The 22144-nt window shown below is 66.3% G+C and carries 21 protein-coding genes and 1 riboswitch; of the genes, 17 read left to right on the top strand and 4 right to left on the bottom strand.

The features are described from left to right. Positions 1 to 177 precede the first annotated feature (177 nt). A riboswitch (cobalamin riboswitch) is annotated at positions 178 to 377 on the bottom strand. Positions 378 to 476: 99 nt separating this feature from the next. Further along, on the bottom strand, positions 477 to 1223 hold the full coding sequence (locus EV560_RS16125) for an SDR family NAD(P)-dependent oxidoreductase (RefSeq protein WP_165923493.1): 747 nt from the start codon (positions 1221 to 1223) through the stop codon (positions 477 to 479). Positions 1224 to 1451: 228 nt separating this feature from the next. On the opposite strand from EV560_RS16125, the gene EV560_RS16120 reads away from it, so the two are divergent. The 8 genes from EV560_RS16120 to EV560_RS16085 all read left to right on the top strand — a co-directional run bounded on the left by EV560_RS16120 (position 1452) and on the right by EV560_RS16085 (position 8573). Further along, complete coding sequence (locus EV560_RS16120; protein ID WP_165923492.1) at positions 1452 to 2183, top strand: FadR/GntR family transcriptional regulator; 732 nt, start codon at positions 1452 to 1454, stop codon at positions 2181 to 2183. Positions 2184 to 2382: 199 nt separating this feature from the next. Further along, complete coding sequence (locus tag EV560_RS16115; protein ID WP_131856823.1) at positions 2383 to 3966, top strand: ABC transporter substrate-binding protein; 1584 nt, start codon at positions 2383 to 2385, stop codon at positions 3964 to 3966. A gap of 15 nt (positions 3967 to 3981) precedes the next feature. Then, the gene (locus EV560_RS16110; protein ID WP_131856822.1) at positions 3982 to 4932 is read left to right on the top strand and encodes an ABC transporter permease; all 951 of its coding nucleotides are present in this window, start codon (positions 3982 to 3984) and stop codon (positions 4930 to 4932) included. Further along, entirely contained in the window at positions 4932 to 5810 is an 879-nt protein-coding gene (locus EV560_RS16105; protein ID WP_131856821.1) for an ABC transporter permease, read from the top strand. Before EV560_RS16110 ends, EV560_RS16105 begins: the two co-directional genes overlap by 1 nt. Before the next feature lie 41 nt (positions 5811 to 5851). Continuing rightward, entirely contained in the window at positions 5852 to 6490 is a 639-nt protein-coding gene (locus tag EV560_RS16100) for a bifunctional 4-hydroxy-2-oxoglutarate aldolase/2-dehydro-3-deoxy-phosphogluconate aldolase (RefSeq protein WP_131856820.1), read from the top strand. Between the two features lie 286 nt (positions 6491 to 6776). Continuing rightward, positions 6777 to 7238 (top strand): 50S ribosomal protein L13, encoded by a 462-nt coding sequence (gene rplM, locus EV560_RS16095; RefSeq protein ID WP_131856819.1) that lies wholly within the window; start codon positions 6777 to 6779, stop codon positions 7236 to 7238. Positions 7239 to 7240: 2 nt separating this feature from the next. Further along, complete coding sequence (gene rpsI / locus EV560_RS16090) at positions 7241 to 7720, top strand: 30S ribosomal protein S9 (protein WP_131856818.1); 480 nt, start codon at positions 7241 to 7243, stop codon at positions 7718 to 7720. Positions 7721 to 7814: 94 nt separating this feature from the next. Beyond that, on the top strand, positions 7815 to 8573 hold the full coding sequence (locus EV560_RS16085; protein ID WP_131856817.1) for an SDR family oxidoreductase: 759 nt from the start codon (positions 7815 to 7817) through the stop codon (positions 8571 to 8573). Positions 8574 to 8682: 109 nt separating this feature from the next. Here the strand turns inward: EV560_RS16085 and EV560_RS16080 are convergent, their stop codons facing one another. Then, positions 8683 to 9015: a hypothetical protein gene (locus EV560_RS16080; RefSeq protein ID WP_131856816.1), complete on the bottom strand. Its 333-nt coding sequence runs from the start codon at positions 9013 to 9015 to the stop codon at positions 8683 to 8685. Between the two features lie 403 nt (positions 9016 to 9418). Here EV560_RS16080 and EV560_RS16075 point away from each other — a divergent pair, with 403 nt between their 5' ends. The 3 genes from EV560_RS16075 (at position 9419) to argC (ending at position 11946) form a co-directional block, all read left to right on the top strand. Next, on the top strand, positions 9419 to 9700 hold the full coding sequence (locus tag EV560_RS16075) for a hypothetical protein (RefSeq protein ID WP_131856815.1): 282 nt from the start codon (positions 9419 to 9421) through the stop codon (positions 9698 to 9700). Between the two features lie 19 nt (positions 9701 to 9719). Beyond that, entirely contained in the window at positions 9720 to 10676 is a 957-nt protein-coding gene (gene speB, locus EV560_RS16070; protein ID WP_131856814.1) for an agmatinase, read from the top strand. Between the two features lie 337 nt (positions 10677 to 11013). After that, positions 11014 to 11946 carry an N-acetyl-gamma-glutamyl-phosphate reductase gene (argC, locus tag EV560_RS16065; RefSeq protein ID WP_248312076.1) on the top strand — a complete coding sequence of 311 codons (933 nt, stop codon included), beginning with the start codon at positions 11014 to 11016 and terminating at the stop codon, positions 11944 to 11946. 445 nt (positions 11947 to 12391) lie between these two features. Here argC and EV560_RS16060 read toward each other — a convergent pair whose 3' ends face one another. Continuing rightward, on the bottom strand, positions 12392 to 13240 hold the full coding sequence (locus EV560_RS16060; protein ID WP_131856812.1) for a fumarylacetoacetate hydrolase family protein: 849 nt from the start codon (positions 13238 to 13240) through the stop codon (positions 12392 to 12394). 461 nt (positions 13241 to 13701) lie between these two features. Between EV560_RS16060 and EV560_RS16055 the strand changes: the two genes are divergently transcribed. Beyond that, a complete protein-coding gene (locus EV560_RS16055) occupies positions 13702 to 15063 on the top strand; it encodes an OmpP1/FadL family transporter (RefSeq protein WP_165923491.1) in 1362 nt (453 codons plus the stop codon). Between the two features lie 115 nt (positions 15064 to 15178). On the opposite strand, the gene phaC is transcribed toward EV560_RS16055, so the two are convergent. Then, positions 15179 to 17002 (bottom strand): class I poly(R)-hydroxyalkanoic acid synthase, encoded by a 1824-nt coding sequence (gene phaC, locus EV560_RS16050; protein ID WP_131856810.1) that lies wholly within the window; start codon positions 17000 to 17002, stop codon positions 15179 to 15181. A 129-nt stretch (positions 17003 to 17131) separates the two neighbouring features. On the opposite strand from phaC, the gene EV560_RS16045 reads away from it, so the two are divergent. The 5 genes from EV560_RS16045 (at position 17132) to EV560_RS16025 (ending at position 22072) form a co-directional block, all read left to right on the top strand. Continuing rightward, positions 17132 to 17461 (top strand): hypothetical protein, encoded by a 330-nt coding sequence (locus EV560_RS16045; protein ID WP_131856809.1) that lies wholly within the window; start codon positions 17132 to 17134, stop codon positions 17459 to 17461. 343 nt (positions 17462 to 17804) lie between these two features. Further along, a complete protein-coding gene (locus EV560_RS16040) occupies positions 17805 to 19025 on the top strand; it encodes an LL-diaminopimelate aminotransferase (RefSeq protein ID WP_131856808.1) in 1221 nt (406 codons plus the stop codon). A 214-nt stretch (positions 19026 to 19239) separates the two neighbouring features. Beyond that, the gene (locus tag EV560_RS16035; RefSeq protein WP_131856807.1) at positions 19240 to 19668 is read left to right on the top strand and encodes a hypothetical protein; all 429 of its coding nucleotides are present in this window, start codon (positions 19240 to 19242) and stop codon (positions 19666 to 19668) included. Between the two features lie 154 nt (positions 19669 to 19822). Next, a complete protein-coding gene (locus EV560_RS16030; protein WP_131856806.1) occupies positions 19823 to 20641 on the top strand; it encodes a class I SAM-dependent methyltransferase in 819 nt (272 codons plus the stop codon). A gap of 84 nt (positions 20642 to 20725) precedes the next feature. Beyond that, positions 20726 to 22072 (top strand): homoserine dehydrogenase, encoded by a 1347-nt coding sequence (locus EV560_RS16025; protein WP_131856805.1) that lies wholly within the window; start codon positions 20726 to 20728, stop codon positions 22070 to 22072. Positions 22073 to 22144 lie beyond the last annotated feature (72 nt).

Raw genomic sequence — 22144 nt, 5'->3', positions numbered from 1 at the left:
GGGAAAGGGCGAACGAGAAAAGCCCGCAACCTGCGGGTCTGGGGGAACGGATCACGATGAAACCTCGGCGGGCAACGTCAGTGGCACGTCACCGCGAACGAGATGTCCCGCTCCGCCCCCGAAAACGGGTGCGCAAAGGTCTATCACCCACCAGCGCACCCCGGCCGATGTGTTCGCGTGTGACCACGGCTGACGGCAGGTCTCCTGGCTCGCGGGTCGTTGCCTTCACGCCGCCTTCCCAGGGCCGAGGTCCCAGTGGCGTATGGCGAAAGGCTCGCCGCTTACAGTTGCGGGGGCAGCCGCAGCATGGGGTGATTGCTCACCCGCACTGCGTTCCCTTTTGATCCCGTGAGGGAACCGTCGCATTCACGGGTAAGGCGGAAATGCGGCGGCGTCAATTGGCGCGGGAGGGAGCGGAATGCCGGCTGCGCGGGGTCGGGCAGATGGCAGCGCGATCTCTGCGGTCGGCCGCGCGGCTAGCCGGTCACGCGCATCGACATGCCGCCGTCGATGGTCAGGTACTCGCCGGTGATGAACTCGTTCTGGATCATTTGCAGGGCTGCCTGGGCGACATCGTCGACCGAGCCCTCGCGGCGCAGGGGGATGCGCTTCTCGAGATTATGCGCCTTGGCCTCCGGCGTCATCGCGGCGTGGAAGCGGGTGCGGATGATGCCCGGCGTCAGCAGGTTGACCCGGATATTCTCGTGGCCGTGGTCGAAGGCCAGCGCCTTGGCCAAGGGAATCAGCGCGCCCTTGACCGTCTGGTAGGCGACCGTGCCGGGGCAGCCGCGCAGGCCCGCGACCGACGAGATCAGCAGCACCGCACCGCCCTCCCTGGCGAGATGCGGATGCGCCGCCCGGAACAGGTGGAACACCGGGTGGACATGCACGGCGAAGGCATTCATCCACGCCTCGGAAGTCAGATCGCCGATCTTGCCGGGCGCCGGGCCACCGGCCGAATGGACGAGGATGTCGAGCCGGCCGAAGCGCCTGGCGGCGGCGTCGATCAATGCCGCGGCGGCAGCCGGATCGGCGATGTCGCCGAGCTCGACCGCGACCTTGTCCGGCCCGAAGCGCGTCATGAGTTCGGTGGCTTCGGGCGTTTCGTTGCGGCCGTTGAGAACGACGCTGCTGCCGGCGGCGAGCAGGTGTTCCGCGATCGCGAGGCCGATGCCACGCGTCCCGCCCGTGATCACCGCGACTTTCCCTGCCACGTCGTACATGTCGCTTCCTCGCCGTTCCGATTGTCTTGAGATCGCCCGGGCCATTCGGCGGAACCGAGGGGTGGGGGCGATGCGTGAGCGCGACACATGGCCGAGACGGCACTCGATCGCGTGATCAATTTCTCATACAATATGACAGAGATTGTCAACCCGGCGCCACTCGTGCGAAATCGCATGCGAGCGTCGCCGGCAAGATCCGCGTCGCAGAATCAAGGATCCACGTTCCCGATGGACGCCCCGACCCGCCCCCTCGCAGCCGCCAGCCTGAAGCTCCACCACCGTGTCGCCGACCAGCTCGGCCTCGCCATCGTCCGGGGCGACTACAAGGCCGGCGACACGCTGCCGGCCGAAGCGCAGCTCTGCGAGATGCTCGGTATCAGCCGGACCGCGATGCGCGAGGCCCTGCGTTCGCTGATCGCCAAGGGCCTGCTGGTCTCGAGCCCGAAGCGCGGCACGCGGGTGCGCGATCCCCGGCATTGGAGCCATCTCGACCCCGATATCCTGCGCTGGCGTGTCGAGGTCACCGATACCGACACCTATCTCAAGAAGATGTTCGAGCTGCGCCGCGCGACAGAGCCGGCAGCCGCGGCGCTGGCGGCGCTTGCGGCGACCGAAGAGGACCGCAGGCAGCTCCAGGCCGATTTCCAGGCCATGATCGATGCCGGGGCCGACAATGCCCGCTGGGTCGAGGCCGATCTCGCCTTCCACCGCTCGATCTATTTCGCCACCCATAACGAGTTCTTCTGGCCGATCGGCCAGCTCTTCAGCTTCGGCCTGCGCCAGATGTTCGAGATCGCGGCGCGGGGCGACCACCGGCCGCGCGCCATCGTCGAGCATGGCGACGTGCTGCGCGCCATCCTGGAGCGGAAGCCGAGCCTGGCCCATGCCGCCGCGACGACGCTGATCGGCAACGCGACCTCCGACGTCGTGCATATCCGCGGTCTCGGGCTCGACGACTGACGCGGGCCGCGGCACCAAGCCGGCGACTCCCGCTCATGGGCGTTGACAATCCCGGAATCCCATTTCAGTAATATCGTATGAGAAATAGCGCCGTTCCTGCCGGCGCGCCGCCCCGCCTGCGGGGTGAGCGCGGCCATGGCATGCGCGGCGACATGATCGGCGGACACGAAACGATCCGCTCGCAGCGCAGGAGGAACCGATGTCCGAGACCCAGGAATTCATCTCGAAAGAATTCATTACGCGTGGCCTGACGCGCCGCCACATGCTCGCCGGCACCGGCGCTGCGCTCGGCGCCGCCGCGTTCGGTCTGCCGGGCGGGGCGGCCGCGCAGGTTGCCGGCACGATCGAATATGGCGAGGCCGGCGCCTTCTCGACCTTCAATCCCTGGGCGCAGGTCTTCACCCAGTTCTCGACCGCCAACCAGATGTTCTCGCGCCTGGTCTACAAGGATGCCAAGGGCGAACTCGTCGCCGACCTGGCGGAATCCTGGAAGATCGCGCCGGACAACACCTCGATCGAGTTCAAGCTGCGCCCGAACGTCACCTGGCATGACGGCAAGCCGCTGACGGCGCAGAACTTCGTCGACATGTTCGGCTATCTCTCGAACCCGGCGCTCGCCGGCGACCAGGGCGTGCAGAAGATCAAGGCGGTCTTCGCCCCGGTGAAGTCGATCACCGCGCCGGACGCATCGACCGTGCTCGTCAGCTTCTCCAGCCCGGTTCCCTACGGCATCGACCTCCTGAACTATTTCTATGCCGTGCGCCTGGAGAACCCGGAGGACACGATCTTCATGCGCAGCCTGCCGATCGGCACTGGACCGTTCCGGATGACCGAGCATGTGCAGGGGCGCTACGCCACCTTCGTCGCCAATCCCAAATACCACCTGCCGAGCGCGCCGAAGGTCGGCACCTTCCGCTTCAACCTCTATGCCCAGGGCTCGAGCGTCCTCAACAACGTCGTCTCCGGCCAGGTCAACGGCGTGCTGAGCAGCAACGACGCGGATCTCGAATCCCTGCGCTCGGACAAGAATTTCCGCATCGACCAGGTGCCGAACAGCATCTGGCTGCTCATGGTCAACGTCTCCAAGCCGCCCTTCGACAAGCTCGCGGTGCGCCAGGCGCTGTCCTATTCGATGAACCGCAAGGCCTTCGCCGAGGCCGCGCATTTCGGCTTCGAGAAGCCGGTGGCGAGCCCGTTCTACGATCCGGTCGCGACCGGCTACGTCGCCGAGCTGGTGGATGCCCAGGCCTTCGACCTGGAGAAGGCGAGGGCGCTGCTCAAGGAGGCGGGGGTCGACAAGCTGACGATCACCTATCCGACGCCCGCCGCGAACCCGAACCTCGCGACCTATGCCGAGATCTGGCAGGCCGATCTCGCCAAGATCGGCGTCACCCTGCGCATCCAGCGCGTCGATGACGGGCGCTGGCGCGATCTCGGCGCCGGCAAGGACAAGAGCTGCGACGTCGTTCCCTGGGTCGTCGGCCGCTGCCTGATGGACAGCGCCATCTTCTTCGGCGCCAACAGCCTCTATCGCGGCGCCAACCAGCGCTTCGGCTATGTCAACCCGACGATCGAGACCTTGCTCAAGGAAGGCGCTGTCGAGATCGACCCGGCCAAGCGCAGGAAGATCTACCAGGAACTCAACCGCATCACGGTCGAGGATTGCGCCAATATCTCGATCATGACCTCCTCGCACAAATTCGTCTGGTCGCAGAAGGTCACGGGGCCGACGACGGATCTCGTCGCCAACCTCGCCATGGGAAGCGCCGCGATCAAGGCGTAGCCGACTTTAAACCCGATGCTGAACTATTGCCTCTCGCGGCTCGGCCAGTTGATCCTGATGCTGTTCCTGGCATCGGTGGTCATCTTCGCCGTGATCCAGAACACGCCCGGCGACCCGGCCTTGATCAGGCTGGGCACCGAGGCGACGCCCGAGCAGGTCGAGATGGAGCGCGTCCGCCTCGGGCTCCATCGCACCTTGCCGGAACGCTATGCGATCTGGCTCGGCGATGCCGCCCGGCTCGATTTCGGCAAGTCCTTCTCGACCGGCCTGCCGGTCTCCGAGACCATCGCCGACGCCTTCGCGCAGACGCTGAAGCTCGCGAGCCTTGCGGCGCTGATCGGCCTCGTCTTCGGTACCGCGCTCGGCATCACCGCCGCGCTCAACCGCGGCAGATGGCTCGACAACACGATCGCGGCCCTGACCGCGGTCGCCTTCTCGCTGCCGAGCTTCGCGCTCGGCACCTTGCTCGTCATCGTCTTCGCGGTGACGCTGCGCTGGCTGCCGCCCTCGGGCCTCGGCAATTCCAGCAACACGGCGCTCGACACCTTGCGTTTTCTGATCATGCCGGCCGTGACGCTGGCGATGCCCTTCATCGTCGTGCTGGCGCGCTATGTCCGGACATCGCTGATCGAGGCCCTGCAGCAGGACTATGTCACCACCGCCAGGGCCAAGGGCCTGTCGCGCCGGACGATCGTCATCACCCACGCGCTGCGCAACGCGCTGATCCCGACGGTGACCATTGCCGGCCTGCAGATCGGCAACCTGCTCGCCGGCGCGACCGTCACCGAGACGGTCTTCTCCTATCCCGGCCTCGGCCGGCTGATCATCGAGGCGGTGACGAGCCTGGACTATCCGCTGGTCCAGGGCGCGCTGCTCTTCACCGCCACCGTGTTCCTGCTCTGCACCTTCCTGGTCGATCTCGCCTATGGGCTGATCGATCCGCGCATCCGCACGGCAGGTGGCTGATGACGCAGACCGACCTCCAGGGCGAGGCCGCCCTCGCGCCGCCGGCAAGGACGCGCATCAAGCTGCCGGATACCCGCCTGCTGATCGGCGCGACCGGCGTCGGCCTGATCGTGCTGCTCGCCCTGCTGGCGCCGCTGCTCGCGCCCTATGACCCCAACGCCCAGCATCTCGCGGCGCGGCTGCGGCCGCCTTCGCCGCAATATCCTCTGGGCACCGACCATCTCGGCCGCGACCTGCTCAGCCGCCTGCTCTATGGCCTGCGGCCCTCCCTGCTCTCCGGCCTTGCCGCCGTGATGCTCGCCGGCGTGTTCGGCACGGCCATCGGTGTCGTCGCCGGCTATTTCCGTGGCGTTCCCGACGCGCTGATCGGCCGCGTGCTCGACCTGCTGATCGCCTGGCCGGCGATCTTCATCGCGCTCGCGCTCGTATTGCTGCTCGGCCCCGGGCCGACCGGCATCGTCATCGCCATCGGCCTCGCCGAGCTGCCGGTCTTCGCGCGGGTGGCGCGGGCGGTCACGCTCGCCAATACCGGCCTGCTCCATGTCGAGGCCGCGGTCTCGATCGGCGCCTCGACGCCGCGGATCATGCTCCGCCACATCCTGCCCTTCGCCATCCCGCCGCTGATCGTGCAATTCGCCATCGCCGCGCCGCAGGCGGTGATCGCCGAGGCCTCGCTCAGCTTCCTCGGGCTCGGCACGCAGCCGCCCGATCCCTCGCTCGGCGCCATGGTCAGCAACGCGCTGCTCTATCTCTCGCGCTCGATCTACGGCGCGCTCGTCCCGATCGCCACCATCGCCGTGCTGATCCTCTGCCTGACGCTGCTTGCCGACGGGCTGCAGGAGACGCTCGATCCCAAGCGCCGCATGCGCCGCGGCTGAGGCGAGACACGCATTCCCCACCCCGAGAGGCTGAAACACCGATGTCGCACTATCCCTTCGAAGCCCTGGCCGCCGGCCAGCCGCCGCTGATCCCGGTCATCCATGTCGAGAACGCGGATCATGCCGAGCCGGTGCTTGAGGCACTGGTGAAGGCCGGCATCCGCCTCGTCGAGGTGACCCTGCGGACCCAGGCGGCGATCGAGGTCATCCGCCGCATGGTGAAGATGGGCAGCCCGGCGATCATCGGCGCCGGCACCATCACCAGGCCCGAGCAGTTCGCGGCGTCCGTCGATGCCGGCGCGAAATTCGGCGTCGGCCCGGCCTTCAGCCCGTCCCTGTTCGAGGCGGCGCGCAAGACGGGCCTGCCCTTCGTGCCGGGCATCGGCACTGCCAGCGAGGCGCTCTGGGCGCGCGAGGCTGGCTTCTACGAGCTGAAGCTCTTCCCGGCCGAGTTCGCCGGCGGCATCGGCTGGCTCAAGCATATCGAGCCGATCTATCCCGATCTGAAATTCTGCCCGACGGCCGGCATCAACGCGGGCAACGCCAAGGATTTCCTCGCCTGTCCGAATGTCTTCGCCGTCGGCGGCGGCTTCCTGGCGCCGCGCGACCGGATCGAGGCCGAGGACTGGACTGCGATCGAGACGCTCTCGCGCCAGGCCCTGGCGACGCTTGGCGCCTAGGTCATTCACTGCGGACAGGGATGCGTCCGGCGGCGAGGGGACCTTGCCGCCGAGGCCGCTATCGCTTGTCCACGCGGTCGTTCGGCGGCGAGTTGCGGTAGAAATCAGGGGGATGAGGTATCAGGGTACCGTTTCTTCCATTTCTCTGAAAACAATGCGATTTTCTGGCTCGGCGCCATCACGGCGCGCTTGACATCTCCCCGTCACATCCCTATCCACCGCCCCACATCGCCGCCGGCCTCCGGCGGCTTGTCGTTTTTCTCAACCGAACCGAAGGGGTACCGCGATGAAGACCATCTCGCTCAAGCCCGCCGATGTCGAGAAGAAGTGGGTTGTGATCGATGCCTCCGGGCTCGTCGTCGGCCGTCTCGCCTCCGTTGTGGCGATGCGTCTGCGCGGCAAGCACAAGGCCGCCTATACCCCTCATGTCGATTGCGGCGACAACATCATCGTCATCAACGCCGAGAAGGTGGTGCTGACCGGTCGCAAGCGCGACCAGAAGGTCTACTACCACCACACCGGCTATATCGGTGGCATCAAGGAGCGTTCCGCCAAGTTCATCCTGGACGGCCGCTTCCCTGAGCGCATCGTCGAGAAGGCCGTCGAGCGCATGCTGCCGCGCGGCCCGCTCTTCCGCCAGATCCTTGGCAACCTGCGCGTCTACAAGGGCTCCGAGCATCCGCACGCTGCCCAGTCGCCGGAGACGCTCGACGTCGCCAAGCTCAACAGCAAGAACGCGAGGGTCTGACAATGGCCGAGGTTCTCAACTCGCTCGAGCAGCTCGGCCAGGTGGCGAAGGCCGCCGCCCCCGAGGCTCCCGTTCACGTCAAGAAGGTCGATGCGCAGGGCCGCGCCTATGCCACCGGCAAGCGCAAGAACGCCATCGCCCGCGTCTGGATCAAGCCCGGCACCGGCAAGATCACGGTCAACACCCGTGACCAGGAAGTCTACTTCGCCCGCCCGGTGCTGCGCCTGATCCTGCAGCAGCCGCTGCTGCTGGTCGACCGCGCCACCCAGTACGACGTCGTCGTCACGGTCAAGGGCGGCGGTCTCTCCGGCCAGGCCGGCGCGGTGCGCCACGGCATCTCCAAGGCTCTGACCCATTACGAGCCCGAGCTGCGCGGCCCGCTCAAGAAGGAAGGCTTCCTGACCCGCGACTCGCGTGTCGTCGAGCGCAAGAAGTTCGGCCGCGCCAAGGCTCGCCGCAGCTTCCAGTTCTCGAAGCGCTGATCGTTTCAGCCTTTGCGCTATGCAAGAGGGCGGCTCGCAAGAGCCGCCCTTTTCGTATTGGATGGCCGGCCAATCAATTCAGGAGCCAGGCCAGATGACCGCTACGCGTCCCGTTCTCCTCGTCACCGGCGGCAGCCGCGGCATCGGCGCTGCGATCTGCACCATGGCCGCCGGGCGCGGCTACGATGTCGCCGTGAACTATCAGAACGATGCGGGTGCGGCGGCGAAGGTGGTCGCGGCCTGCGAGGCGGCCGGCGCCAGGGCCGTCGCGCTCAAGGGCGACATGGCGAGCGAGGCCGATATCACCCATGTCTTCGCCGAGGCGAAAGCGGCGCTCGGGCCGCTGAGCCATGTCGTCAACAATGCCGGCATCACCGGCCCCGGCAGCAAGCTGGCCGATGCCGATCCGCAGGTCATCCGCACCTGCATCGATGTCAACGTCACCGGCGCCATCCTCGTGGCGCGCGAGGCCGCCCGCGCGCTGCTCGCCAATGACGGAGCGAAGAACCGGACGATCGTCAACATCTCCTCGATCGCCGCCGGCCTCGGCTCGCCCGACGAGTTCGTCTGGTATGCGGCCTCGAAGGGCGCGATCGATTCGCTGACGATCGGCCTCGCCAAGGAACTGGCCCCGGCCGGAATCCGCGTCAATGCGGTGGCGCCTGGGATGACGGAGACGGATATCCACGCTCTCTCGTCCGGCGAGCCCGGCCGCGTCGCGCGCATCGCGCCGACGATCCCGTTGCGGCGGGCAGCTCAGCCTGAGGAGATCGCCGAGGCCGTGCTCTTCGCGCTCTCGGCGGCCGCCTCCTACATGGTCGGCTCGATCATCAAGGTCGGCGGCGGGCGCTGAGCTGCGAGACGGCCTTCGGCATTGGCCGGTCTGACGGCAGGCTTGGGTTGCGAAGTCGGCAAAAGCCGGCTTCGCCTGGTCTGCGGGCTCCAGGAGCCCGGCGCGGAACTCAGTCGCAAACCTCGACTTGCCGCATCACGCCTTCCACCATGGCCTGGGTGAAGCGGCACGGATTGGGCTTGGCGCCCGGGTTCATATAGGTCGCCGTCTGCTGGTCATGATATTTCGGATATTCCTGCGGCTCCTGGGGCTGCGGGGTGACCAGGGTCTGGGTCTTGTGCGGCGCCGCGGTGGTGGCGACGGTGATGATCTGCGCACCAGCGCCCGAGCCGGTCAGTGCCGGGTCCAGCCAGGCCGGGCTGGCCAAAGCCGGGGAGTGGAGGGCGGCGCTGCCGCCGGCCAGGGTCAGGGCGAACGCCGCTGCAAACAATCTCTTCTTCATATCAGCCTCCGGGGCCGCGATCGTAGGTATCGGCCCTGCTCGGATGGGCAGGGCTGAGCCAGCATGCGAGACGCAAATCGACAAACTTGTGGCTTTTATTGGCAGTGGCTTGGGCCGGGGTCACGAAGCCGTGTGAGGACTAACGAAGGCGTGCGGGAGGTCTTGATCTGATGGGCCGAAGCATCCAACGCGACGCGGCTTCACCGCTCGCCCAACCCTGGTCGCGAGCGCGGTCATTGCACCGACGCGGGCAGCGCCATTGGCCTGTGTCGGAAGGCGGCGGCGTCCGCGCTGCACATGCGGCTGGATGAAACGACAGAATCGGCTGTGGCATGGCTTCCCAATGGCTGATGCACGCAGCGCTTCATGCTACATGCGGGCTCCCGCTCACGCCCGGCCCGCCATGCGAATCCTGCTCATCCTCATCGCCTTCGGCATGATCGCCGTCCCCGCGCTGCTCGCATTGGCACGCACCGGGGAAACGCGTCATTGGCGGATCAGCCGGGCGCTGCTGATCTTCCTGGCGCCTGCCTTCGCGCTCGGCCTGATCCATGGCGTGCCCGAGCTCGACGGCCGCGCCCTCAACTATCCCGTCGCATGGACCACGCTGCGCCTGGTGCTGACAGGGCTCGCCCTGATCCTGCCCTGGTGCCTCTATGTCTGGCTCGCGGCGGGCAAACGCTGACATCTCGACGGATTTTGGAATGACCGAACCTGCCGACACCCCGTCCATCGACCACGCCTTCACCGGAGACAGGCGCGGCCCGGCCCATGACCCGACCTATGCCGGCGCGCTCTCCTTCATGCGCCGCCGCTACAGCAAGGATGTCGCCGGCTGCGACCTGGTGATCTGGGGCGTGCCCTTCGATCTTGCCGTCTCGAACCGGCCGGGCACCCGCTTCGGGCCGCAGGCCCTGCGCCGCGTCAGCGCAATCTTCGATGGCGACGCGCAATATCCCTCGCGCATCGACCCGTTCGAGCATCTCGCAGCGGTCGATTATGGCGATTGCCTGCTGCCGCGCAGCGACCTCCAGGGCTGCGCGAAGGCCATCGAGCACGAGGCTGCGGCGATCATCGCGGGCGGTGCGCATCTGGTGACGCTCGGCGGCGACCATTTCATCACCTTGCCGCTGCTGCGCGCCCATGTCGCCCGCCACGGCAAGCTCGCGATAGTCCAGTTCGACGCGCATCAGGACACCTGGGATGACGGCGTCGGCGCGATCTCGCACGGCACCTTCATGCTCGAGGCGGTGCGCGAGGACCTGATCGATGTCGAGCGCTCGATCCAGGTCGGCATCCGCACGGTCGCGCCGCGCGATTGCGGCATCGAGGTGCTCGGCGCCTATGAGGCGCATGAGCTCGGCCATGCCGGCGTGGTCGAGCGGATCAAGCGGCGGGTGGGGCAGGGGCCGGCCTATATCACCTTCGATATCGACGCGCTCGATCCCGCCTTCGCGCCGGGCACCGGCACGCCCGTCGCCGGCGGCTTCACGGCGGCCGAGGCGCTGCGCACGGTCTGGGCCATCCGCGACCTCGATTTCCGCGGCATGGACATCGTCGAGGTCTCGCCGCCCTATGATCATGCCGATGCGACCGCTATCGCGGGCGCTGCCGTGGCGCAGCACTACATCCAGGCGCTGGCGCTGAAGAAGGCGGGTTGATCTGGCGCGTCAGGCCCGGGCTCGGCCCGGGCGGCGCGTGAACGGCGGGGCGCCGGCGACCGGCGCCTTGTTCTTCCCGGCTTTCTCGGGTCTGCGATTCGCTCCGTCCGAGAATGACGTTGGCGCAAGGCCCTCGCATTGACAGCCGGTCAAGCTCGGAACATATACGCTGCCATGACCACGAACCCGACCCGACGTCGCGATGAACAGGCCGCCCCGGCGCGCCCGCGATGACGCTCGGCTGAAGTCCGACACGTCCGCGACCGCGCCGAGAGCGCGGTTTTTTTATGTCTGAAGCCAACCAACCATTCCGCGCCAGAGCGCTTCGGGGGCCATGATGAGCCAGAACCTGAAATCCATCTTCATCGACGGCGAAGCCGGCACCACCGGCCTCGGCATCCGCGACCGCCTCGCGGCCGTGCCGGAAGTGGTGGTCAAGAGCATCGCCCCCGAGAAGCGCAAGGACCCGGCCGCCCGCAAGGAGATGATGGCCGGCGTCGACCTCGTCGTGCTCTGTCTGCCGGACGATGCCGCCAAGGAATCCGTCGCGCTCGCCGACGAGCTCGGCTCGGACGCCCCCAAGATCGTCGATGCCTCGACCGCCCATCGCGTCGCGGCGGACTGGACCTACGGCTTTGCCGAGCTGGCGCCCGGCCATGCCGAGGCCGTCGCCAATGCCAGCCGCGTCGCCAATCCCGGCTGCTATCCCACCGGCGGCATCGCGTTGCTGCGCCCGCTCGTCGATGCCGGCCTGCTCGCCAAGGACCATCCGATCACGGTCAACGCCGTCTCCGGCTATTCCGGCGGCGGCAAGAGCATGATCGAGTCCTATGAGGCCGGCACGGCGCCGGATTTCGAGCTTTACGGCCTCGGCCTCAAGCACAAGCACCTGCCGGAGCTGCAGCTCTATTCGCGGCTGGAGCGGCGGCCGATCTTCGTGCCTTCCGTCGGCAATTTCCGGCAGGGCATGCTGGTCTCGGTGCCGCTGCATCTCGACGCGCTGCCGGCCAAGCCCAAGGTGGCCGATCTCCATGCCGCGCTCGCCGAGCGCTATGACGGCTCGACCTATGTCAAGGTCATGCCGGCCGAGGCGAACGGCAAGCTCGAGCCGGAATCGCTCAATGACACCAACCAGCTCGAGCTGCGGGTGTTCGGCAATGACGAACTCGGCCAGGCCGTGCTCGTCGCCAAGCTCGACAATCTCGGCAAGGGCGCCTCGGGCGCGGCGGTCCAGAACATCCGGCTGATGCTCGGCCTCGCTGAAGGCTGAGCTCTGATTGCGGCCATCCAGACGAGGCCCGGTCGAAAGGCCGGGCCTTTTTGCTGGCCGCAAGAGCGTGACGAGCCGGCTCAGGGTGTCGTGAACCGTGGTTCACACCACTCAGTTGACCCCATTTGCGCCAGCGATACACCCCCAAATGGGAGTAGCCTTCGAGGGCGCCTGCGGGCCTCCTAGGGGCAGCGGACTCGTCTACGTTGCATGTGCAGCACTTGCGGCAGGCTTGAGCGACATGATTCGCGACGTGGACACAACGCCGTCATGGCTGGGTCAAGCAGCCATGGCGGCGTCTTTTTGAGATCTGCACCCTGCGCGACGGCGCAACCACCCGACCAGGTCGAATCATGAAAAAGGCCCACGGTCGTCGCGACCGCGGGCCTGATATCGTGGTCCCAGCGGGCCTCGTCGCCCGCTCGAACCCGTCGCGTCGGAAGCCTCAGCCCTTGTAGGGCACGAATTTCTGCTTCTGCGTGCCGAGCCCGTCGATGCCGAGGGACACGGTCTCGCCGCCCTTGAGGAAGCGCGGCGGCTTGAAGCCCAGGCCGACGCCGGGAGGCGTGCCGGTGGTGATGACGTCGCCCGCATCGAGCCGCATGAACTGGCTGATATAGTGGACGAGATAGGCGGCGCCGAAGATCATGGTCTTGGTCGAGCCGTTCTGGACGCGCTCGCCGTCGATCTCGAGCCACATGCCGAGATCCTGTACATCGGCGATCTCGTCGGTGGTCACCAGCCAGGGGCCGAGCGGACCGAAGGTCGGGCAGCCCTTGCCCTTGGCCCATTGGCCCCCGCGCTCGATCTGGAATTCGCGCTCGGAGACGTCGTTGCAGACGCAGAAGCCGGCAATCGCCGCCATGGCGTCCTTCTCGGCGATATAGGAACCGCCATCGCCGATGACGATCGCGAGCTCGACCTCCCAGTCGGTCTTCACCGAGCCCTTCGGGATGATCACGTCGTCATTCGGGCCGACGATGCAGTTCGGCGCCTTGTTGAACAGGATCGGCTCCGCCGGGATGGCGGCGCCGGTCTCGGCTGCGTGATCGGCGAAGTTCAGGCCGACGGCGATGAAGTTGCGCACGTCACCGACGCAGGCGCCGATGCGCGGCGTGCCCGCCACGGCCGGCAGCGAGGCCGGATCGAGCGCCTTGAGCTTCGCCAGCGAGGCCGAGCCCAGGGCCTTGCCGGCGAGGTCGGGAACCTGTCCCGACAGGTCGCGCAGCGTTCCAGTGGAATCCAGCAGCCCCGGCTTCTCTTCGCCGAATGCGCCATAACGAACCAGTTTCACGTCGTTTCCCCCGTTTCAATCGATATAAAGAGCGTCCAGCGGAGGCTCCGGTGAGGTGGCGCGATCCTGTGCGGCCAGGCCCGGCGAGGCAAGCCCGTTCCGCTGCATGGCCCGGCTGCATCGCGCAGACCGCAAGATTGTTGCGCGAATGCAACGACTGCCCCGAAAGCGCCCAGATCAACAAAGCAGCGCTGCTGCCTGGTTCGGGAGCATCATACTCAAAAACCCATGATAGTTCGTATGTAAACGATCCTTTTCGAGTCGCTTTCTCCCGCCACCAGCGAAAAACCGCGCATTTTGCGCGTTTTTTAGGGCTGACGAAGCGTTAACGAGAAGGGGGACGGCAATTTTGCGGCATTCAAGGCGGGATTGCGGCAAGAAACCGGGCGCGGCATGCTCCGGATCGAAGCAGGTGATTTGCCTGAAAGAAACGCCAACCGATGCCTGGGATGGGATCTTCGATGAAGAGCTTCGCTCGCTACACTGCCGCTGCGACCGTTTCGGTCGCTGCTCTTCTCGTTGCCGGCGCCGCCTCAGCCAGCTCCTTCTCGCTGCGCAGCGGCGCGAGCGCGGAAGGTCTCGGCATGGCCTTCGCGGGTGCCGCGTCCGGCGGCATCGGCATGGGCGCGATGGCCTGGAACCCGGCGACCATCACCATGTTCCCGGGGCGCACCAGCTACTGGAGCTTCACCTATATCGCTCCCAGCGCCAGCTATGAGCCGACCTCGATCACCCGCGTGCGGCTGCCGAGCGGAGCGACCGTTCCGATCACCGCCGCCGGCGGCAGCGCGCTCGGCACGGGCGAGATCGGCGGCGATGGCGGCTTCGTCCCGGCGTCCTATTCGGCCTGGCAGCTCACCGATCGCCTCTGGATCGGCATGCATACGGGCGCTCCCTACGGCCTGCGCTCGAAGCCGGAGAATAATTTCCAGGCGGCCCAGATCTATGGCCGCTCGGCCCGCGTCGCCACGATCAACGTCTCTCCGACGATCGGCTATCAGGTCAATGACTGGCTCGCCGTCGGCGCGGCCTTCCAGGTCCAGTACATCAAGACCAACCTGAAGCAGGCCGCCGGCATCACCGCGACGGCGCCAAACACCATCCTCGAAGGCGACTCGGTCGATTTCGGCTACAAGTTCGGCGTGACGCTGACGCCATGGCAGGGAACCAATATCGGCCTCGCCTACCGCTCGATGATCCATCATACGCTGGACGGCACCTTCAAGACGCCGGTCGCGGTGGCGCCGATCCTGGCAGCCGGCTCCAACCCGATCGAGGCGAACCTGAACCTGCCCGACTCCGTCGTGTTCGGTCTCTCCCAGGTCATCAACGAGCAGTGGCAGGCCCATCTCGGCGTCGAATGGACGAACTGGAGCCGCTTCCGCCGCATTCCGATCGTCGCCAGCAATTTCGGCGTGCCCTTCACCAGCCTGAACTTCCAGTATGACGACAGCTGGTTCTTCTCGGCCGGCCTCGAATACAAGTACAACCGCGATCTGACCCTGCGCGCCGGTGTCGGCTACGAGCTCTCGGCCGTGAACGACGAGAACCGCACGGTCTTCATCTCTGATAACGACCGCCTCTGGCTGTCCGCCGGCCTGAGCTATCAGGTCACCAACAAGATCAAGCTCGATGTCGGCTACACCTATCTCCACGTCCAGAATGCGAGCGTGAACTATTCCGGCACGCATCCGCAGCAGGGCGCCGTGCTCTATACGGCCGAGGCCAAGCCGCATGTCCATGTCGTCGCGGCCGGCATCACCTATCGCTGGGACGACCCGACGGAAACGATCCCCGCGCCCCCGGTCGTGCGCAAGTACTGAGCGAACGCCGTTCGGCATAAAAAAGCCGGCCCTCGGGCCGGCTTTTTGTTTTGTACATCATGCCCGGACGTGACCCTGGCATCTCCCGACGGAACGGCGCCTGTCCTGGAGGGCGCTACACCCGGATCTTCACATAGCTGCCCGGCGCATCCTCGAGCGGCGTCAGCTTGCCGCTGCCCGGCTCGCGCGCCGGCACCTGCTTCGGCGCCTGCGCCTTGATCCATTCGATCCAGTGCGGCCACCAGGAGCCGGGATGCTCGGTCGCGCTCTTCGTCCACTCTTCGAACGAGCCGCTGAGCGGACCGCCGGTCCAGTACTGGTATTTCATCTTGCTCGGCGGGTTGATCACGCCGGCGATATGGCCTGAGCCGGCCATGACGTAGTCGACCGGTCCGCCGAAGCGCTGCGAGCCGATGAAGACCGATTGCGCCGGCGCGATATGGTCCTCCCTGGCGGCGAGATTGTAGATCGGGATCGTCACCGCCTTGAGGTCGAGCGGCTTGCCGGCGATCCGCATCTCGCCCCTGGAGAGCCTGTTCTCCAGATAGCAGCTGCGCAGGTAGAAGGAGTGGTTCGCGGCCGGCATCCGGGTCGAATCGGAGTTCCAGTAGAGCAGGTCGAAGGCCGTCGGCAGCTTGCCCTTGAGGTAGTTGTTGACCGCATAGGACCAGATCAGGTCGTTCGGCCTGAGCATGTTGAAGGCGCCGGCCATGCGCGAGCCGTCGAGATAGCCGCGCTGGGCCATCTGCTCCTCGACCGACTTGATCTGGTCCTCGTCGACGAAGACCGAGAGCTCGCCCGCCTTGGAGAAATCGACCTGCGTGGTGAAGAAGGTCGCGCTCTCGATGCGCTTGTCCCTGGTCGCGGCCATATAGGCGAGGGTGACGCCGAGCAGGGTGCCGCCGACGCAATAGCCGATCGTCGTCACCTTCTTCTCGCCGGTCGCCTGTTCGATCGCGTCGAGCGCCGCGAAGATGCCCTCGCGCATATAGCTCTCGAAATCCTTGGCCGCATGGCGCTCGTCGGGATTGACCCAGGAGATGCAGAAGACCGTCAGCCCCTGCGCCACGCACCAGCGGATGAAGCTCTTCTCGGCATTGAGGTCGAGGATGTAGAACTTGTTGATCCAGGGCGGCACGATCAGCAGCGGCCGCTTGAAGACCTTTTCGGTCGCGGGCGCGTACTGGATCAGCTCCATGATCTCGTTGCGGTAGACCACCTTGCCCGGCGTGGTCGCGATATTGACACCGACCTCGAAGGCGCGCGCGTCCGACTGGCGGATCTTCAACTCGCCCTTGCCGGCCTCGATATCCTCGGCGAGCATCTTCATGCCGCGCACCAGGTTCTCGCCATTCTGGCGCAGGGTCTCGCGCAGCAGCTCCGGATTGGTCGCGACGAAATTCGAGGGCGAGAGCGCGCTCGCGATCTGCTTGACGTAGAAGCGCGCCTTCTCGCGCGTATGCGGATCGAGATCCTCGGCCTTGTCGACCATCGTCTCGGCCCAGCGCGAGCCGATCAGATAGGCCTGCTTGATGAAGTCGAACATCGGATGGGCCGACCAGTCCGGATCGGCGAAGCGCGCGTCGCGCTTGTCCGGCTCGGCCACGGCGGGCGCATCCTCGCCGCCGGCGCGCTTCAGCGTGTTGCTCCAGAGCGTCATGAAGTCGGTGGTCAGCGAGGCCTGTGCCTCGATGATCCTGCGCGGATCGCTGACCCAGCGCTCGGCGACGCGGCCGATGGTCTTGACCATCTCGCTGACCTCGTCGGCCGCTCCGGTCTTGGCTTCGCCACGCTCAAGCGGCTTGAGATAGGCGGCGGTGACCTTGCCGGCCTCTTCCATCAGGCGGCCCATGTTCTGGGCGAGCTGGTCGAAATCCGGGGCCAGCGTGTCGTCGGCGCCGTTCGCACCTTTCGACTTGTCGTCCGCTGGCGGGCACATGGCTCGTCTCCCCTGGCCGTTTCTTCTGCAGAAGCCCTTTGCTTCCGATTTTGGTCCCAGTAAGGACCTAAACGATATGGTATAAAAAAAGAATTCTGCAACGCGCCGGACCTGCCAATGCACTCCTACATGAATATGACGAAGCGCCTGGCGCTGCTGCTCGCCATTGCCGCGCAAGGCCTCGCGATGGCCGGCTGCTCCAAGGATATTGCCGAGGCGACGGGCATGGCGACGACGGCGCAGGAATCGAAGCCCTTCGTCAAGGAGACGCGCCGGGCCGACGCGGATTACATCCCGGTCAATAGCAGCGTGACCCGCACCGCGCCGCGCAAGCTGCCTGACGAGTTCAAGAAGCTGGAAACCGATCTGGAGGCCAAGCGCATCTCCAACGAGGCCGCCGGCACGCAGGCCCAGCAGCTCGGCTCCACCCCGCCGCCGGCTCCGGCGCCTGTTCACTAGGCGGGTGGGCCCGGCAACCAGGTTGCGAAATAAGGAGCTGGATCAGCGGCGTGGATAAATGTCCGGTCCGCTGATCCAGCTGTGGCTTCCAGGCCAGTGGATCGCTCTTTCGTCGAATCTTGCGTTTTTTTAACTGCCCTGACCGAAGATGCGGTGCTAAGGACTGTCCGCGCAAAAATCTGGTCTGCCTGAGCAAGATCTGATCTGCGTGTGATGGCATCGGTCTGGACGGCCGGTGCTGTCGCTTTTTGTTGTCGCATGGTTTCCGCCGAAGACCGGCGTCCACTTTTCGGCACGAAGCAACAGTAGAGGATAGCCGATCCCGGCAAAGGACCTGTTCGAAATGACCGATTTCCACCGCATCAAACGTCTGCCGCCCTACGTCTTCGAACAGGTCAACAAGATCAAAGCAGCCGAGCGAGCTAAGGGCGTCGATATCATCGACCTCGGCATGGGCAATCCCGACCTGCCGGCGCCCAAGCACGTCATCGAGAAACTGGTCGAGACCGCCGGCAAGCCGCGCACCGACCGCTATTCCGCCTCCAAGGGCATTGCCGGCCTGCGTCGCGCCCAGGCGCATTATTACGAGCGCCGCTTCGGCGTCAGGCTCAATCCCGAGACGCAGGTCGTCGCGACCCTGGGCTCGAAGGAGGGCTTCGCCAATATGGCGCAGGCCATCACCGGCCCTGGCGATGTCGTGCTCGTGCCCAATCCGAGCTACCCGATCCACGCCTTTGGCTTCCTGATGGCGGGCGGCGTGATTCGCTCGGTCCCGGCCGAGCCGACCCCGGCCTTCTTTCCGGCGCTGGAGCGGGCGATCCTGCATTCGGTGCCGAAGCCGATCGCGCTCGTCACCTGCTATCCGGCGAACCCGACGGCCTATACCGCCTCGCTCGACTTCTACCGCGATCTCGTCGCCTTCGCGAAGCGGCACGACCTGATCCTGCTCTCGGATCTCGCCTATGCCGAAGTCTATTTCGACGAGAAGGACCCGCCGCCCTCGATGCTGCAGGTACCGGGCGCGATGGACGTCACGGTCGAGTTCACCTCGATGTCGAAGACCTTCTCGATGGCCGGCTGGCGCATGGGCTTTGCTGTCGGCAACGAGCGGCTGCTGGCGGCGCTGGCGCGGGTGAAATCCTATCTCGATTACGGCGCCTATACGCCGATCCAGGTCGCGGCCGCTGCGGCGCTGAATGGCCCGGACGACTGCATCCGCGAGATGCGCGAGGTCTATCGCAAGCGCCGCGACGCGCTGGTCGAGAGCTTCGGCAAAGCCGGCTGGGATTTCCCGGCGCCGAACGCCTCGATGTTCGCCTGGGTGCCGATCCCGGAAAAATTCCGGCATCTCGGTTCGCTCGAGTTCTCCAAGCTGCTGATCGAGAAGGCCGAGGTCGCGGTCGCGCCCGGCATCGGCTTCGGCGAGCATGGCGACGATTATGTCCGCATCGCCATCGTCGAGAACGAGCAGCGCATCCGCCAGGCGGCGCGCAATGTCGGCCGCTTCCTGAAGAGCGCCGACCAGCTGCTGCACAACGTCATCCAGATGCCGAAGGCGGGTTAGAGCATTTTCGAGCGAAGTGGACACCGGTTCGCGTCAAGAAAATGCGTCAAAACAAAGGGATAGAGGATTTTCGCGATTCGGAGAAGCGCGGAAATGCTCCAGGGTCAGTCCTCCAATGGGAGGACAGACCCTGAGCCCGCGTCAGCATTGCCGCTTCCGCCCGGCACCATTGCGCTTTAAGACGGCGCTGGGCTGAAGAGGGCAGGGACTACGCATGATCAAAGGCCGCTTGATCGGTATCGTCATCGGCCTGTTCGCGCTGGTCTGCCTCATCGTCACCTTCGACTATTCGCGCGGTCGCACGCCGGAAACCAATTCCAAGCTGGTCGCGGATGTCCTGACCGCGACCCGTTCCGGCGAATGCGGCGGCGACGATACCGAGATCGCCAGCCGCTATTTGCCCAATGGCATGACGCAGGCGCAGGCCGAGGACGTCATCAAGACGATCGAGATCGTGCCGCCAAAGCCCTGGTTCTGGCAGCCGAAGATCGAGAATTCCACGACCTGGACCGGCGACACGCTGGAAGCGCTACGCACCATCAAGACCACCGCCTTCGGCAGCCAGGTCCTGCGCCTGCACCTGACCTTCGGTGAGGGCAAGCTGCGCCGGCTGGCGGCGGAAGTGGTCTGCAGGTTCGATTAGACAGACCCTGGCCGCTGGGTCGCTTTTCTTACAGCCGCCGCCCGTTCCGCCTGAGCCCGCTCGGTCGTATGGTTGCCGCCCCTGGACATGTCGACGGTTGAGCGATCGCCCCTCCGGCGTCGCAACAGACCGTCCTGCCTGACAGGAGCGTGCGATGACGACGTCGGACAAGGTCTTCGCCGGCCCGATTCCCGAAATCTACGACCGCCTGCTGGTTCCGCTGCTCTTCGAAACCTATGCGGCCGATCTCGCCGAGCGCGTCGCCGGGCTGAAGCCGCTGCGGATCCTCGAGGTCGCTGCCGGTACGGGGGCGCTGACCCGGGCCATGGTGTCCCGTCTGGATGGGCGGGTGCATATCACGGCCTCCGACCTGAATCAGGCGATGCTCGACCGGGCCGCCGCGCGGCAGGATGCGGCCGTTGCTATCGACTGGCGGCAGGCGGATGCGCTGGCTCTCCCGTTCAAGGAGCAGAGCTTCGATGTCGTGGCCTGCCAGTTCGGCGTGATGTTCTTCCCGGACAGGATCCGGGCCTATCGCGAGGTCTTTCGCGTGCTGAACCCCGGCGGGCACTATCTCTTCAACGCCTGGGACAGGATTGCGCAGAACGAGTTCCCGTATGTCGTCCAGGAGGCGCTGCAGCCGGTCTTCCCCGAGGACCCGCCACGCTTCATGGAGCGCACGCCGCATGGCTATCACGACCCCGAGCGGATTCGCCTGGACCTGAGCGCGGCAGGTTTCGAGGCGATCACGATCGAGCCGCTGAGCCGCGTGAGCCGGGGCCGTTCCGCGCTCGACGTCGCGACCGCCTTTTGTCAGGGCACGCCGTTGCGCAGCGAGATCGAGGCGCGCTCGCCCGATGATGGCCTCGATATGGCGACCAGGGCCGCGGCCGAGGCCCTGACCCGCCGCTTCGGCAACGGGCCGATCGAGGGCAAGATCAAGGCCTATGTCGTCTCGGCGCTTCGTCCCTGAACCTGCGGGCGACGCGAGGGGCTCGGGGGCGCTCTGCGCACCGGCTCCGTTGACTCGTCCGTTGCCGCATGCGACCCCGGCGACATGACGACGCTCGCTTCCACCTCCGATCTTGCTCCCCTGCGCATCGGTATCGCTGGCCTCGGTACGGTAGGCTCCTCCGTCCTGCGCATCCTGCGACGCCAGGAGAATGCGCTCGCTGCCCGCAGCGGCCGCGCCGTGCGCATCACCGCGGTCTCGGCCCGCGACCGCAACCGCGACCGCGGCATCGATCTCTCCGGCCTGACCTGGTTCGACGATCCGGTCGAGCTCGCCCGCTCCCCGCAGATCGATTGCCTGGTCGAACTGGTCGGCGGGTCCGACGGGGCGGCCAAGGCGGCGGTCGAGGCAGCACTCTCGTCCGGGAAGTCGGTCGTCACCGCCAACAAGGCGCTGCTCGCCCATCACGGCGTCGCACTGGCGACGCTGGCGGAAGAGAAGGGCGTCGCGCTCGCCTTCGAGGCCTCCTCGGCCGGCGGCATCCCGGTGGTGAAGACGCTGCGCGAGGCGCTCTCGGGCAACAATGTCACCCGGCTCTACGGCATCCTCAACGGCACCTGCAATTACATCCTCTCGCGCATGGAGCAGGAGGGGCTGACCTTCGAGGCCTGCCTGAAGGACGCCCAGCGCCTCGGCTATGCCGAGGCCGACCCGACCTTCGATGTCGAGGGCTACGACACCGCCCATAAGCTCGCCATCCTGACCAGCCTCGCCTTCGGTACGAAGATCGACGCCGAAGCGATTCATGTCGAAGGCATTTCCTCGATCACGCCGCTCGACCTGAAGATGGCCGACGAGCTCGGCTATCGCATCAAGCTGCTCGGCGTCGCCGAGCGCACCAAGACCGGTATCGAGCAGCGCGTGCATCCGACCATGGTGCCGAAATCCTCCGCGATCGCGCAGGTCATGGGCGTCACCAACGCCGTGACCATCGACGCCGACGCTGTCCGCGAGATCACGCTGGTCGGTCCGGGCGCCGGTGGCGACCCGACCGCCTCGGCCGTCGTCGCTGATATCGCCGATGTCGCGCGTGGCACGGCCGGGCTGCCCTTCGGCCTGCCGGTGGCGCGTCTGGAGAAGCCGACGCGCGCGCCGATGCAGCGCCACGAGGGCGGCTACTATGTGCGGCTTGCCGTCGCCGACCGTCCCGGCGCCGCCGCCGCGATCGCGACCCGCATGGCCGAGGCCGATATCTCGCTGGAGAGCATCGTCCAGCGTCGCTCCGAGGCGGCGGCCGCCCGCGATCCGGCAGGACGCTCCGGCGCTCCGGTGCCGGTCGTGCTGATCACCTACGCGACCAGCGAATCCGCCATCCGCACCGCGCTCGACAAGGTCACGGCCGATGGTCACATTGCCGAGCCTCCGCAGGTGATACGGATCGAACGGGAATAGGGCAGCGCGCATGGCAAGCCCGTTGGGCTGCCATTCATCTGCCTGCCGCCAAAGGCCCGATGCCAGATAAAG

This window comes from Allobosea sp. BK604, assembly GCF_004341515.1.
In the GTDB taxonomy this organism is placed as follows: domain Bacteria; phylum Pseudomonadota; class Alphaproteobacteria; order Rhizobiales; family Beijerinckiaceae; genus Allobosea.
This window is presented reverse-complemented; position numbering and strand designations above follow the sequence as displayed.

Coding starts and splice junctions, on each gene's coding strand:
- EV560_RS16125 (WP_165923493.1), bottom strand. CDS start 1,223: ATGTACGACGTGGCAGGGAAAGTCGCGGTGATCACGGGCGGGACGCGT.
- EV560_RS16120 (WP_165923492.1), top strand. CDS start 1,452: ATGGACGCCCCGACCCGCCCCCTCGCAGCCGCCAGCCTGAAGCTCCAC.
- EV560_RS16115 (WP_131856823.1), top strand. CDS start 2,383: ATGTCCGAGACCCAGGAATTCATCTCGAAAGAATTCATTACGCGTGGC.
- EV560_RS16110 (WP_131856822.1), top strand. CDS start 3,982: ATGCTGAACTATTGCCTCTCGCGGCTCGGCCAGTTGATCCTGATGCTG.
- EV560_RS16105 (WP_131856821.1), top strand. CDS start 4,932: ATGACGCAGACCGACCTCCAGGGCGAGGCCGCCCTCGCGCCGCCGGCA.
- EV560_RS16100 (WP_131856820.1), top strand. CDS start 5,852: ATGTCGCACTATCCCTTCGAAGCCCTGGCCGCCGGCCAGCCGCCGCTG.
- rplM (WP_131856819.1), top strand. CDS start 6,777: ATGAAGACCATCTCGCTCAAGCCCGCCGATGTCGAGAAGAAGTGGGTT.
- rpsI (WP_131856818.1), top strand. CDS start 7,241: ATGGCCGAGGTTCTCAACTCGCTCGAGCAGCTCGGCCAGGTGGCGAAG.
- EV560_RS16085 (WP_131856817.1), top strand. CDS start 7,815: ATGACCGCTACGCGTCCCGTTCTCCTCGTCACCGGCGGCAGCCGCGGC.
- EV560_RS16080 (WP_131856816.1), bottom strand. CDS start 9,015: ATGAAGAAGAGATTGTTTGCAGCGGCGTTCGCCCTGACCCTGGCCGGC.
- EV560_RS16075 (WP_131856815.1), top strand. CDS start 9,419: ATGCGAATCCTGCTCATCCTCATCGCCTTCGGCATGATCGCCGTCCCC.
- speB (WP_131856814.1), top strand. CDS start 9,720: ATGACCGAACCTGCCGACACCCCGTCCATCGACCACGCCTTCACCGGA.
- argC (WP_248312076.1), top strand. CDS start 11,014: ATGAGCCAGAACCTGAAATCCATCTTCATCGACGGCGAAGCCGGCACC.
- EV560_RS16055 (WP_165923491.1), top strand. CDS start 13,702: ATGAAGAGCTTCGCTCGCTACACTGCCGCTGCGACCGTTTCGGTCGCT.
- phaC (WP_131856810.1), bottom strand. CDS start 17,002: ATGTGCCCGCCAGCGGACGACAAGTCGAAAGGTGCGAACGGCGCCGAC.
- EV560_RS16045 (WP_131856809.1), top strand. CDS start 17,132: ATGAATATGACGAAGCGCCTGGCGCTGCTGCTCGCCATTGCCGCGCAA.
- EV560_RS16040 (WP_131856808.1), top strand. CDS start 17,805: ATGACCGATTTCCACCGCATCAAACGTCTGCCGCCCTACGTCTTCGAA.
- EV560_RS16035 (WP_131856807.1), top strand. CDS start 19,240: ATGATCAAAGGCCGCTTGATCGGTATCGTCATCGGCCTGTTCGCGCTG.
- EV560_RS16030 (WP_131856806.1), top strand. CDS start 19,823: ATGACGACGTCGGACAAGGTCTTCGCCGGCCCGATTCCCGAAATCTAC.
- EV560_RS16025 (WP_131856805.1), top strand. CDS start 20,726: ATGACGACGCTCGCTTCCACCTCCGATCTTGCTCCCCTGCGCATCGGT.